The organism is Devosia sp. P3_B2, from assembly GCF_056402875.1.
The window spans coordinates 44,359-57,104 of record NZ_JBFUGO010000003.1; the positions used below are offsets into that span (position 1 = coordinate 44,359).

Annotated in this window: 11 protein-coding genes; 4 read left to right on the forward strand and 7 right to left on the reverse strand. The window is 66.7% G+C overall.

Going from position 1 to position 12,746, the window contains the following annotated elements; genetic code table 11:
• The 3 genes from AC1DV8_RS05780 to AC1DV8_RS05790 are packed head-to-tail and all read left to right on the forward strand — an operon-like array spanning position 1 to position 2,997.
• Complete coding sequence (locus AC1DV8_RS05780; RefSeq protein WP_477156794.1) at positions 1–885, forward strand: ABC transporter permease; 885 nt, start codon at positions 1–3, stop codon at positions 883–885.
• Entirely contained in the window at positions 882–1,997 is a 1,116-nt protein-coding gene (locus tag AC1DV8_RS05785) for an ABC transporter permease (RefSeq protein WP_477156795.1), read from the forward strand. Before AC1DV8_RS05780 ends, AC1DV8_RS05785 begins: the two co-directional genes overlap by 4 nt.
• A gap of 25 nt (positions 1,998–2,022) precedes the next feature.
• A complete protein-coding gene (locus AC1DV8_RS05790) occupies positions 2,023–2,997 on the forward strand; it encodes an ABC transporter substrate-binding protein (protein WP_477156796.1) in 975 nt (324 codons plus the stop codon).
• A gap of 211 nt (positions 2,998–3,208) precedes the next feature.
• On the opposite strand, the gene AC1DV8_RS05795 is transcribed toward AC1DV8_RS05790, so the two are convergent.
• The 6 genes from AC1DV8_RS05795 to fliK all read right to left on the reverse strand — a co-directional run bounded on the left by AC1DV8_RS05795 (position 3,209) and on the right by fliK (position 10,256).
• Positions 3,209–5,188, reverse strand: coding sequence for a PhoX family protein (locus AC1DV8_RS05795; protein ID WP_477156797.1), 1,980 nt, complete (start codon positions 5,186–5,188; stop codon positions 3,209–3,211).
• A 79-nt stretch (positions 5,189–5,267) separates the two neighbouring features.
• Complete coding sequence (locus AC1DV8_RS05800; protein WP_477156798.1) at positions 5,268–7,076, reverse strand: putative bifunctional diguanylate cyclase/phosphodiesterase; 1,809 nt, start codon at positions 7,074–7,076, stop codon at positions 5,268–5,270.
• 87 nt (positions 7,077–7,163) lie between these two features.
• Positions 7,164–7,646, reverse strand: a complete 483-nt coding sequence (locus AC1DV8_RS05805; RefSeq protein WP_477150961.1) for a GNAT family N-acetyltransferase — start codon at positions 7,644–7,646, stop codon at positions 7,164–7,166.
• A gap of 36 nt (positions 7,647–7,682) precedes the next feature.
• Positions 7,683–8,735, reverse strand: coding sequence for a D-TA family PLP-dependent enzyme (locus AC1DV8_RS05810; RefSeq protein ID WP_477156799.1), 1,053 nt, complete (start codon positions 8,733–8,735; stop codon positions 7,683–7,685).
• A 58-nt stretch (positions 8,736–8,793) separates the two neighbouring features.
• The gene (locus AC1DV8_RS05815; RefSeq protein WP_477150959.1) at positions 8,794–9,069 is read right to left on the reverse strand and encodes an EscU/YscU/HrcU family type III secretion system export apparatus switch protein; all 276 of its coding nucleotides are present in this window, start codon (positions 9,067–9,069) and stop codon (positions 8,794–8,796) included.
• A complete protein-coding gene (fliK, locus tag AC1DV8_RS05820) occupies positions 9,066–10,256 on the reverse strand; it encodes a flagellar hook-length control protein FliK (protein WP_477156800.1) in 1,191 nt (396 codons plus the stop codon). Before fliK ends, AC1DV8_RS05815 begins: the two co-directional genes overlap by 4 nt.
• Positions 10,257–10,623: 367 nt before the next feature.
• Here fliK and AC1DV8_RS05825 point away from each other — a divergent pair, with 367 nt between their 5' ends.
• On the forward strand, positions 10,624–11,112 hold the full coding sequence (locus tag AC1DV8_RS05825) for a hypothetical protein (RefSeq protein WP_477156801.1): 489 nt from the start codon (positions 10,624–10,626) through the stop codon (positions 11,110–11,112).
• 109 nt (positions 11,113–11,221) lie between these two features.
• Here the strand turns inward: AC1DV8_RS05825 and melA are convergent, their stop codons facing one another.
• Entirely contained in the window at positions 11,222–12,676 is a 1,455-nt protein-coding gene (melA, locus tag AC1DV8_RS05830) for an alpha-galactosidase (RefSeq protein ID WP_477156802.1), read from the reverse strand.
• Between the last annotated feature and the right edge of the window lie 70 nt (positions 12,677–12,746).

Here is a 12,746-nt window from a genome sequence, read left to right on the forward strand (position 1 = left end):
ATGAAGACCTCGTGGCGCGACGGCAGCCTGTTCCCGATCCTGATTGTCGTCGCCGCGCTGATCGTCGTCTGGTACGTCGCCGCGGTGCTGATGAACTGGCAGGGGATGTCGGACTTCTACCAGCGCACCGACGTGACCAATGTCAGCTTCAGCCAGCAGCTCAATGACGTGCTGAACGCCGAGAAGCCACTGCTGCCGGCGCCGCATCAGATCGTTGGGGAGTTCTGGAAGACCACGGTCGAGCAGGCCATCACGTCGAAGCGCAGCCTCGTCTACCATGGCTGGATCACGCTCTCGGCGACGCTCCTGGGCTTTGCCATGGGGACGGTGTTCGGCATCGGGCTTGCGGCGTTCATCGTCCACAACCAGGCGATGGACCGCTCGCTGATGCCGTGGATCATCGCCAGCCAGACCATCCCCATCCTCGCGATCGCGCCGATGGTGATCGTCGTGCTGAATGCGGTCGGCATTTCCGGGCTGATCCCCAAGGCGCTGATCTCGACCTATCTCAGTTTCTTCCCGGTGGTGGTGGGGATGGTGAAGGGCTTCCGCAGCCCCGAGCAGATCCAGCTCGACCTGATGCGCACCTACAATGCGTCGCGCTTCCATGTGTTCACCAAGCTGCGCTGGCCGATTGCCCTGCCCTATCTGTTTACCTCGATGAAGGTGGGGGTGGCGGCGAGCCTCGTCGGCGCCATCGTCGGCGAGTTGCCGGCCGGCACCAGCAACGGGATTGGTGCGCGGCTGCTGGCGGGCTCGTACTACGGGCAGACGATCCAGATCTGGTCGGCGCTGCTAGCTGCGGCGTTGCTGGCCGGGGCGCTGATTGCGCTGGTGGGGCTGGCCGAGCGGGTCACCAACAAGCAACTCGGAGCGCGGGCATGACGGCGCTGCAACGGGTTCTAGCTGCCTTCGCGTCTGGTTTCGCGCTGCTGGCGCTGATCTTCGATTTCGCGTCGACTGAAGGGGCGCCGCTGCCGGTGTGGGAGTTTCCCGCGGTCGGGGTGTTCCTGGTGCTCGGCATCTTCAGCCTCATCCGTTTCCGTATTTCGTTGAGCTACTGGGTCGACGGCGTCCTCGCGGCGCTCGGCGCGGTGGGGCTGATGCTGGCGCTCGAAACGCTGCAGCAGGCCGAGCCGGGCTACTGGTTCGCGCTGGTTGCTGCCTGGCTATTTGCCTGGCTGTTTGCGGAGCGATTGTCGCGGGCCATCGTGCGGGGCGAGGCGGCCGAACTGGTTGGGGTGTTGATCCCGGCGATCTTCGGTGTGGCGATCCTCGTCGCGTGGGAAGCAATCACCCGGGGCGGCAATGTGCCCAAGGTGCTGCTGCCGTCGCCATCGGGGATCTGGGAGACGCTGATTGGCAATATCCCGAGGATCGCGGCGGATTTCCAGCAGACCTTCCTCAAGGCGGTGCTAGCCGGCTACGTCCTCGGGTGCGGCGCAGGGTTCCTCGTTGCCATCGCGGTCGACCGCTCGCCGTTCCTGAAGCGCGGGTTATTGCCGCTGGGCAATTTCATCTCGGCGTTGCCGCTGATCGGCATCGCGCCGATCATGGTGATGTGGTTCGGCTTCGACTGGCCGAGCAAGGCTGCCGTCGTCGTCATCATGACGTTCTTCCCGATGCTGGTGAACACCGTGGCCGGGCTGAACGCGGCGGGGCACATGGAGCGCGACCTGATGCGCACCTATGCCTCGGGTTACTGGTCGACGCTGTTCAAGCTCAGGCTGCCGGCAGCGGCGCCGTTCATTTTCAACGCATTGAAGATCAACTCGACTCTGGCGCTGATCGGCGCAATCGTGGCTGAATTCTTCGGAACACCCATCGTTGGCATGGGCTTTCGCATCTCGTCGGAGATCGGCAAGCTCAATGTCGAGATGGTCTGGGCAGAGATCGCCGTGGCGGCGCTAGCGGGCTCTGTTTTCTACTGGCTGGTGGCGCTCATCGAGAGGACAGTCACCTTCTGGCATCCGTCCGTCCGCGGTGGTCGGGCGTAATCAGGGGAAAAGGGAAACGTCAAAAATGAAAAAGCTTCTCGTTGGTCTGGTAGCGGGCGCGCTGGCGCTCGGTGCTACCGCGAGCTGGGCGGCCGATCCGGTCACCTTGCAGCTCAAGTGGGTTACGCAGGCGCAGTTCGCAGGCTATTTCGTCGCCAAGGACAAGGGCTTCTACACTGACGAAGGCATCGACATCACGATCAAGCCGGGCGGGCCGGATATCGCCCCCGAGCAGGTGATCGCCGGTGGCGGCGCCGACGTCATCGTCGACTGGATGGGCGGTGCGCTGGCGGCTCGCGAGCAGGGCGTCGGCCTCGTCAACATCGCGCAGCCGTTCAAGAAATCCGGCTTGCTGATGATCTGCCCGAAGGATGGCCCGGTGCAGACCGAAGCCGACTTCAAGGGTCACACGCTTGGCGTCTGGTTCTTCGGCAACGAGTATCCGTTCTATGCCTGGATGAACAAGCTGGGCATCCCGACCGAAGGCGGCGCCGATGGGGTGAACGTGCTGAAGCAGTCGTTCGACGTGCAGCCGTTGGTGCAGAAGCAGGCCGACTGCATCTCGGTGATGACCTACAACGAACTGGGCCAGGCGATCGACGCCGGCTTCACCAAGGATAAGCTGGTGATCTTCAACTACACCGACCTCGGCAATGACCTGCTCGAGGACGGCCTGTATGCGATGGAAGACAAGCTCGCCGACCCGGCTTTCGCCGACAAGATGGTCCGCTTCGTCCGCGCTTCGCAGAAGGGCTGGGAGTATGCGATCGCCAACCCTGATGAAGCCGCGCAGATCGTGCTCGACAACGACGAGTCCGGTGCCCAGATCCTCGACCATCAGAAGTACATGATGGGCGAAGTGGCCAAGCTCGTCGACGCCAAGGACTTCAAGCTCGACGCGGCCGCCTATGACCGCACCGAGAAAGCCCTGCTCGACCAGAAGATCATCAAGAACAAGCCGTCGGGCGCCTTCACCACGGCGATCACCGACAAGCTCTGAAACTTGGGGTTTCAGGAGTGAACGAGGCGGGGAGCGATCCCCGCCTTTTTTGTTTGAGCTTCACATCGGCGCCATTCCCGCGCAGGCGGGAACCTAGTGGATGCTGCAACACCCGTGGAGGTTGAGAGATCGCGCCGGGCCCCGCCTTCGCGGGGATGACGTTGGTGGGGAGGAGAGTGGCTCCGATGAGAAAGCTGCTCTCCCGGACTCCTCAGCTGCCGACCACGCCTCCGTCGTCCTTGGTGATCACTACCAGCGAGGGACGAGGGCCCTGGCCAGCAATGAAGTCGGGCCAGTTGGTGCCGGCGTCGGCGATGGAGGTGGAGTCCTCGCCGTCTTCGAGGCGGAGTTCGCCGGGGTGCTGGATGGAGAGGAACATAGTCTTGCCGTCGGGGGTGAAGGCGGGCGAGCAGACTTCGGAGCCGACGGGGGGCGAGTAGAACAATTTCGGCAGTGCCTTGCCCGGGCCCTCGGTGTCGGCGACATAGAGCGCATCGTTGAAGCCGGCATCGGGCGGGCCGTCGGTGGTGACCCAGAGGCGGCCGGCGGGATCGACCGAGAGGTTGTCCGGATCGGTGAACCAGCCGTTGTCCGAGGTCTCGGGGTGGCAGAGGGCGTGCGAGGCCGGATCCTTGGGGTCGCCGCAGAGGATGAAGGCATCCCAGGTGTAATCGGTCGCGGCGTGGTCGGGGGCATCGGGAACGCCTGGCGGGGTGAGCTCGAGGATGTGGCCGTCCGGGTTCGGGGCGCGGGTGTTGGCGACGTTGACCTGTTCGCCCTCGTCTCCTTCGCCGGCCGGCAGGCGATCCTCGTTCTCGGTCATGGCGATGTAAACGCGGCCGGTCTTCGGATGCGGCACGAAGCCTTCGGGCGCGTCCATCGGGGTGGCGCCGAGCAGGTCGGCGGCCATGCGGGTGCGCAGCACCACGTCAGACTGGGTGTGGAAACCGTTCTCGGGGGTGAGCGGCCCCTGCCCCTGTACCAACGGCAGCCAGGTCATCTTGCCATCGGCATCGAAGCGGGCGGTGTAGAGCGTGCCCTCGTCGAGCAGGTCCTTGTTGGCGGCCCGGTCGGTGGGGTTCCAGGGCTTGGAGGTGACGAACTTGTAGAGGTATTCGAAGTCGTCATCGTCGCCCATGTAGAGGACGACGCGACCATCCGGGGCCAAGGCGACCTGGGCGCCTTCGTGGGTGAAGCGGCCGAGGGCGGTGCGCTTAACCGGCTTGGCCGCGGGATCGAACGGGTCGATCTCGACCACCCAGTCGAACTTCAGCCACTCGTTCGGCTCGTTCTCGAACTTCAGGCGGGCGTCGACACGGCTCAGGGCGTAGCCGTCATTCTCATCCTCGTCCCAGCCCTGGCGCTCGACCAGTTCCTGGTCGGGGAGCGTGGTGTAGTCGCCGGCGAAGACGTCCATGCCGCCTTCCTCGCCCGAGAGCATCGTGCCCCACGGGGTGATGCCGCCCGAGCAGTTGGAGATGGAGCCGAAGACGATGGTGCCGGTGGGGTCGATCGAGGTCTTCAGCCTGTCGTCGCCGGCGGCGGGGCCGGAGAGGCGCATCTCGGTGCCCATGTGGACGCGGCGATTGTACTGGCCGTCAGTGACCACCTGCCACTCATTGCCAGTCTTCTTGATCTCGACCACGGAGATGCCGGTGGAGCCAGCGACGGCGCGGATCTGGTCGTCGGTCAGCTTTTCCTTGTAGTCCTCATCGGTCGTGCCGGGGAACATCAGGTAAGGCGCGGCGTACTCGTGGTTGACGACGAGCAGGCCGTGATCGTTCGACTGGCTGCCCTGCGGCAGCGGCAGGAAGGCGGTGAAATCGTTGTTGTAGCCGAACTGCCTTTCGGCGGCGGCGCCATCGAGCGTCGCGAGATCGAACTCGGGGCTGTCAGCGAACAGCTTGTCGCCCCAGCGCAGCAGGACTTGGCGCGAGTAGCCCTCCGGCCAGTGGTCGTTCTTGTCGGTGACGCGGGTCAGTTCGGGGAAGGTGAGGCTGGAGACGGAGTTGGCCTGGGCGAAGGCGGCGCCGACGCCGAAGCTGGCGCCGGATGCGGCCACGGCGGTGCCGGCGAGCAGGCCCTTCAGCACAGAGCGGCGCGAATAACCTTCGGCCATCAGGTCGGAATATTTGGTGGTGAATGACTGGCGGCGCGTCGGGCGCGCGCGCGTCTTCAAACGATCGGTCATTGCGACGCTCCTGAAAGTATTCAGGATGGGTGCACCCGGCAAAAGACGCTGCTGTGACGAAGCGATGACGCTGGAATGACTAGCCGGCGGCCTTCTGCGCCAGGGGCGCTTCGGGCATCGCGTCGGAGGTGCCGAGGACCAGCCGCCGCACCGCCTCGCGCGTCATCGGGTGCGAGATCAGGTAGCCCTGGGCCTCGGTGTAGCCGGCGGCGTGAACACCGCGCAGCTGCTCGGGAGTCTCGATACCCTCGGCGGTGGTCTCCATCTCGAGGCGCGCGCCGATATCGGCAACCGCGCTGACGATGGTCTTGGCGCCCTCGGTGCTTTCGAGCGCGCGGACGAAGGTGCCGTCGATCTTGATCTTGTCGAAGGGGAAGGCCAGCAGGTAGCCGAGCGCCGAGAAGCCGGTGCCGAAATCGTCGAGCGCGATGCGGACGCCGAGGGCGCGGAGCTGGCGGAGGGTGTCGAGGCTCTGCTCGGAATTCTCGAGGAAAACGGACTCGGTGATCTCGATCTCGACCCGCTCATGGGCGATGCCGGAGGCGGCAAGGGCTTGAACGAGCGTGGTGATCAGGCTGCCGCGCACCAGTTGGACGGACGAGACGTTGACGGCGATCTTGAGGCCGTCGGGCCAGCGCGCCGCCTCGGCCAGGGCCTCGCGGATGACCCAATCGCCGATCGGGACGATCAGGCCCGTGTCTTCGGCGACGGGGATGAAATCGCAAGGCGGGACGAGGCCGCGGTCGGGATGCTGCCAGCGCAGCAGGGCCTCGAAGCCCGAGAATTTGTGCGTCCGGAGGTTGAGAATTGGCTGAAAGTGCAGCTCGAACTCGCCAAATTCCAGTGCCCGCTTGAGGTCCACCTCAAGGCGGCGGCGATCGACGGTGACGCGATTGAGTTCAGGCTCGAAGAAGCGGACGCTGCCCCGGCCGTCGCGCTTGGCGGCGTAAAGCGCCACGTCGGCATTGTGCAGCAGCTGATCGGTGTCGATCCCGTCCTCGCCGGCGATGGCGATGCCGATGCCGACCGCGATGGTGAGCACCTGGCCGTCGAGGTCGTAGGGCGCGAGCGTCGCTTCGCAGAGGCGCTGCGCGAGGTCCTGGGCGCTCTCGGCGGTGCCGCCGCGGTGCAGCACGGCGAACTCGTCGCCGCCCATGCGGGCCGCGGAGTCCATGGGGCCGAGGCAACTGCCAAGCCGGGCCGCGAACTGGCGCAGCAGGGCATCGCCGGCGGCGTGGCCGAGCGTGTCGTTGATCGGCTTGAAGCCATCGAGATCGAGGCAGAGCACGGCGAAGCCGGTGCCGGCGAGGTTTTCGAAGGAATTGCCGATGCGGCGGTAGAACAGGGTGCGATTGGGCAGGCCCGTCAGAGCATCGTGGTAGGCGAGGTGGGTGAGCTCGGCCTGCATGTTGTGCAGCTCGGTCACGTCCTTATGGGTCGAGATCCAGCCGCCATCGTCCATTGGCTGGTGGGTCATCGAGATGACCTGGCCGGAGTTCAGCCGGTGGATGCCGCCGAGGGTGCGTTGCTCGTGCACGGCGCTCAGGCGATCAGCGACATAGTCGTCGGCGTCGTCGCCGACATGGGTGTTGCCGGCGACACGGGCTTCGAGAATCTGGCGGAAGCTGGTGCCACGTTTCCCCAGGGCGGGCGGCAGGCGATAGATGTCGAGGAACTGGCGATTGCAGAGCACCAGCCGGCCGTGGCGATCGTAGAGCGAGATGCCGTGTGCCAGGTTCTCGAGGATGGCGCGGAGGCGCAGGTCCTGGGCATGGAGCTTGCCGCGGGCCAGCGACAACTGGCGCCCGAGCTTCAGCAGCGCGGCTGCATCACCTTCTGGTGGTGCGGCGTCCGGCGGTGGCGCGGGAGTGTTCCCGGTCTTGGACAAGGCGCTGGAGACCCAGAGATTCCAGGGAAATCGAGGCTGTGAGCCTAGCGCGGCCGAGTAAAGACTAGGTTAGTTCGCCTGCTGCATTCAGCTCGACTGAGCCGGACGCAGCATCCCCTTGTAAAGGCCAGGTTTCGAGTCGGGGATCAGCAGCGCGTCGAGCCGCTTCTGGTAGAACTCGACCGGGCCGGGGGCGCCGATGACGGCGTAGGCATAGCCCGCTTCGCGCATGCCGCGCAGGGTGACGATCAGCAGGGCTTCGCCGATCCCCTGCCCACGCGCCGCCTCGTCGACGCCGGTGGGGCCGAAGAAGCCCTTGGCGGTCGCGTCGTGGCAGGCGAAGCCGAGCAACTGGTTGTCGCGGACAGCGAGCCAGCAGGTGACGGGGTGCTGGCTCATCGCCATTTCCACCTCGGACACCCAATAGGGGCTGAAATGCCGGCCCACCCACTCGGTGACCAAGTGCCGCTCAGGGGGAAGCGCCCGGCGCAGGGTAACGCCGGCGGCGATCACCTTTGCTTCGGATGCGATTTCCGGCAGGTCATACAGCCGGACCAAGAGGTCGCCCATCTATGCTATCGCCCACTGCCTGTGCCGGAAGGATACCTAGTCGACTCGTCCGCGCGCCGCAACGGGCACCACTTCCTTGACCTCGTCGCCGGAGATCAGGGTGACGGTGTCGAACAGGTTGGAGATGACGCAGGCGTGGTTGGGGACGATGCGCAGGCGCTCGCCGACGCGCGGCCAATCGGAGGCGATGGGCAGCTCGATGACGCCGTGCTCCTCGGAGAGGCCTTTCACCGTCAGGTCGGTGCCCATGACGAGGCCGTAGCCCTCCATGTTGAGGAGGTCCGAGGTCAGCGACTTGGAGCCGGCATCGATGACAATGCGGGTGGCGGTGGGGCGGCTGACGACGGTGGCGAGGACGGTGAGCGCGCAGTCGTCGAGACCGGCGACCTTCTCCCGCACCTGGAAGCGATCGTAATAGATGTAGGTGCCGGGGCGGCGCTCGGTGACCGGAGCCGCGGCCGGCGCCCACATGTCGGGGCTGTTGCCGGAAGAGACGCGCGGCACGGCGATGCCGGCCTGCTGGAACAGCGCGACGGCTTCGCTGAGCCAGGCATTGGATTTGTCGACACCATGTAGCGGCGGATAGGTCATCAGGCCGCCGAAGCGCAAGCCGGGAGCGAGGGCGATCTGGCGGGCGAGCGCCAGCGCCTGGGCCGGCGTCTGGACGCCGCAGCGACCGCCGCCGGAGTCGCACTCGATCAGCACGGTGAGCGGCTTGCCGTCGGTGAAGGTCGCCGCATAGCCGGCGAGCGTATCGGGGCTGTCGGCAGTGACCGAGAGGGTGATGCGCTCGTTCAGCGCCTTCAGCCGCGCCAGCTTTTTGGGACCGAGGATATTGTAGGGGAGGAAGATGTCGATAAGGCCGGCATCGGCCATCACCTCGGCCTCGCCGAGCTTCTGCACGGTGATGCCAACAGCGCCGAGCTCGACCTGGCGCTTGGCGAAACGGGGCAGCTTGTGCGTCTTGATGTGGGGACGGAGCGCGTAGCCCTGCTTGTCGGCATGCGCCTGGGCCCGCTGCAGATTGGCCTCGACGCGATCGATATCGATCAGGACGGTGGGCGTATCGAGGTCGGCAATGTTGGGCATGACGCGGGCTCCGGAAAGTTGGCGCGTCACTTCGCCCGGACGGGGGGCGGAATGCAAGCTAGAGGCGCGCGTGGCTGGCGCGGAGGATGAAGCCGATGATTTCGGCCACTGCCTCGTAGAGCTCGATGGGGATCTGCTCGTCGAGCTCGACGCCGGCCAGGGCTTCGGCCAGGGGGCCGTTGGAGTCGATGACGACGCCGTGCTCCTCGGCCGTTTCGACGATGCGCCGGGCGAGTTCGCCGCGGCCCTTGGCGATGACGCGGGGCGCATCGCGGGTGCCGCGTTCGTATTCGAGGGCAACGGCGAGGCTGATGGGCTTTTCGGCTTCGCTCATCGGGCGCTATCCAGCAATTGGCCCGGGGCGCGGGCGGCGGGTTGCGGGACGCCGCGGCGGACGCGGACGGCGCCGACATCGAGGCCGTGACGGGCCAGCGCCGGAGCGAGCTCGGGAAGCATGGCCTCGAGGGCGTCGGCGGTGGCCGGTTCGGCGGCCCAGAGCGCGATGCTGGCAGTACGGCCGAGCAGCGCGAGCTCGGCCCCGACTTCGCCGGTGACGGTGAAGTTGAGAACGAAGCGCATGCGCCAGCCACGTTCGGCCGGGGTGCGCTTGTGCTTGCCGTCGCGCTCGACCAGCAGCTGAAGGATGCCGGTCTCGGCGCCGAGCTGCATGGGGACTTCGACGCGGAACTCGGCGGCGGGGGCCGGCGTGTTGAGGCGGGCGGCGTCGGGCGGGTTGGAGGCGAGCTGCAGGAGCTTCAGGCGGGAGAGCGACGCGTCAGTGTGGCCAAGCAGTTGGCGGGCGGTTTCGAGAGGTTCCTCCGAGGCTGGAACCGCCGGCTGGGGCGACGGCGCTCGGACGGGCCCGCCTTTCAGCGGAGGCGGCGGGCGGCGGGTGACCGGGGCGACGGCTTCGGTCTCGCTGCCGAGAAAGGCGGCCAGCGCCGAACGCAGCTGGAGCAGCGCGGACTTGGCGTCGGTCGTGATGCGGGCACCCGGCTCGGTGATAACGCCGGCGCGGAGGACGGCATCGCGGATGGATCTACCGTCGGGCGGAGCGCGGTTGAGATCGAGGCGACCGGCGAGGATGCGGGCGATGGCCTCGAGGGCCGGGCGCGGCAGCGCAGAGGCGGCGGGAGCGGAGAGAGGCGCGAGGCGGGCGAGGAGCGGCAGGACGGTGTCCTGGCGGGCGGCGGCTTGAACCGGATCGGCGAGAATCTGGGTGAGCGAAGGTGAGGTGGCGGGCGGGGGTGGGCGTGGGACCGGTTGGGTTGCGACGGACGGTGCGGGCGACTGCGGCAGGGCCTGTGGGGCGGCGGGTGGCACGGGCGCCAGGGCGGTTTGCGCCGCGGGAGCTGGAGCGGGAGCCGATGCCGGCGGAGGGACGGATGGCGGCGCAGCGAGATTGGTCCCGATCGGCTGCGGCGGCGAGGCGGCGAGCGTGGGACCGGTGAGAAGTGGTGCGGGTGCTGCGGGGGTGGTCGGCGCGGTCTGGGCGGCCAGGAGGGATGGCGCTGGTTGCACGGTTGCCCCAGGAGTTACCGGCGGAGGCGTTGGGATCGCGGACGTCGCGACTGGAGCAGGCGTGGGGCTTACGCTGCCTGTCGGCGGAGATGGCGCTGGTGCGGCGAGCATTGGGGGCGGTGGCGGTGTCGCTGTGGTGGTGGCCGGGGTCGCTGTGGGAGGTGATGGCAGGGCGAGAGGGGCCGGTTGAGCGGCGACCGGTTGGGCCGATGGAAGCGTGCCGACTTGCGACACTGCCTGCGTGACTTGAGGCGCTGGCGCCGAGGGTAGTGCGACCTGAGACGTCGACGCTTGCGGTGTTGTCGCCTGCGGCGGGGTGGTCGGGGGTGACGGCGGGGTTGCGGCCGGCTGCGGCGGAAGGGTCGCCGTGGGACTGGGTGCTATCGGCGCCTGGCCGGGCACTGGCAGCGGGATGGTCGCTGACGGAGATACGGGACTCGATGTGCTCGGCGGGAGCGGCGTCGGTGCGGCGGGTAGCGACTGGGTTGGCGGTGGCGCGGGTGGCGCCGGTTGGGCGGCGGGTGGCTGGGGCTGGACCGCGACGGTCACAGCGGGTTGGCCGTTCGGGGTAGCGGCAATCCTGAGTGCCACGGCCGTGTTGACCGGCAGCGGCGTCTCGAGCTTCAGCACGAAGGTTTCGGTGCCGGCGGTGAGTTGGGTGAGGCCGCCGGCGAGCTGGGCTGTGACCTTGGCGTCGATGGTCTGGCCGAGGCGGAGGATCAGGGCGTCGATCGTGGCGCGGGCCAGTTTCACCGCCGCCAGCGCCGGATCGGCGGTGGGTTCGGTACGGCCGGTCAGCTGGAGGAGCGCGGTGGCGACATCGGACATGCCGCCACCATGCAGGGAGTCGGGTTAACGGGAGTTAACTTGTGGGACCGCACAGGCTGGTGGCTGGGGACCCCACCCCTGTCCCCTCCCCGCAAGGGGGAGGGAGACGTTCACACCGGCTTCAGCGCTGGCAGCCCTCAGTGATGGGCGCCCTTCATTTCGCGCAGTTCTTCGACCGAGCGGACGACCTTGCGGGCGGCGCCGGCCCAGTCCTTGGTCTTCACGGTGCCCTTGGCGAGGCGTTCCTTGGCGGCCGGCACTGCGTCGGCATATTGCGGCAGCCACTGGGCCTGGGCGACCACCATTTCGTCGACCATCTGCCAGACTTCGTCCGGGGTGCAGATGGCGCCGACCAGCGGGTCGTGCAGCACGGCGAGCTTGAGCATGTCGATATTGCCGGTCATTGCTGCCTCGACGCTCATGCGCTGCACCGAGATCGACACCGAGCAGGTGGCGGCGCAGGCGATCGGCAGTTCGATGCCCTCGACCATGTTGATGCCGAAGCGATCGACGAAGCCGGGGCTTTCGATGATGGCGTCGGCCGGCAGGTTCTTGATGATGCCGTTGTTGCGGACGTTGAAGTGACCCCGATAGGTGCGGCCGGTCTCGCGCGCCTCGATGATGTAGCTGGCGTGCTCGCTGGTACGCTTGTGCTCCGACAGCGGCTTGGTGGCTTCGGCCTTGAACTTCGGGAAATCGGTTTCGAACCAGTTCCGGCGCTCGGTGGAGTGGCGGAGATAGCCGCCAGTCTCGCCATGGATCCAGTCACTCATGTCGATCCAGCGCGAGATTTCCTCGGGCCGCTTGCGGTACCAGGGCAGGTATTCCGAGAGGTGGCCGTTGGACTCGGTCGAGTACACGCCAAAACGCTTCAGGACGTCGATGCGGACCTTTTCCTGCTTGGAATAGACCGGGTGATTTTCGAAGCCGGCGATCAGCTCGTCGGCCTCGATCTTCCGGCCCTTGGCGCGGATGTCGATGTACCAGGTCTGGTGGTTGATGCCCGAGCAGACATAGTCGAGCTCATCGTCGCGCACGCCCAGCACCTGGGCGATCTGATGGGCGCCGTGCTGGACGCCGTGGCAGAGGCCGACGACGTCGACGCCGCCATAGAGATCGGCGGCCCAGGTGTTCATGGCCATCGGGTTGGCATAGTTCAGGAACAGCGCGCCGGGCTCGGCGACCTCGCGGATGTCCTTGCAGAAATCGAGGATCACCGGGATGTTGCGCTGGCCATAGAGGATGCCGCCGGCGCAGATGGTGTCGCCGACGCACTGGTCGACGCCGTATTTCAGCGGAATGTTGACGTCAGTGGCGAAGGCCTCGAGCCCGCCGACGCGGACGCAGCTCATGATGTAGCGGGCGCCGGTGATGGCCTCGCGGCGGTTGGTGGTGGCGGTCACCTTGGCCGGCAGGTTGTTGACCGCAACGATCGACGAGATGATCTGGTGGATCATGTCGAGGTTGTGGGCATTGAGATCGGTCAGCGCGAACTCGACATCGGCGAATTCGGGCACTTTCAACAGGTCAGAAATGAGGGTCTTGGTGAACCCGACCGACCCCGCGCCGATGACCGCGACTTTGAACGACATGCCGTTCCTCCCTTTTCTGTTGGGCTCCATCTAGCGGCAGAGGGGTCGGCAGGTGTAGAGGAAAGTCATG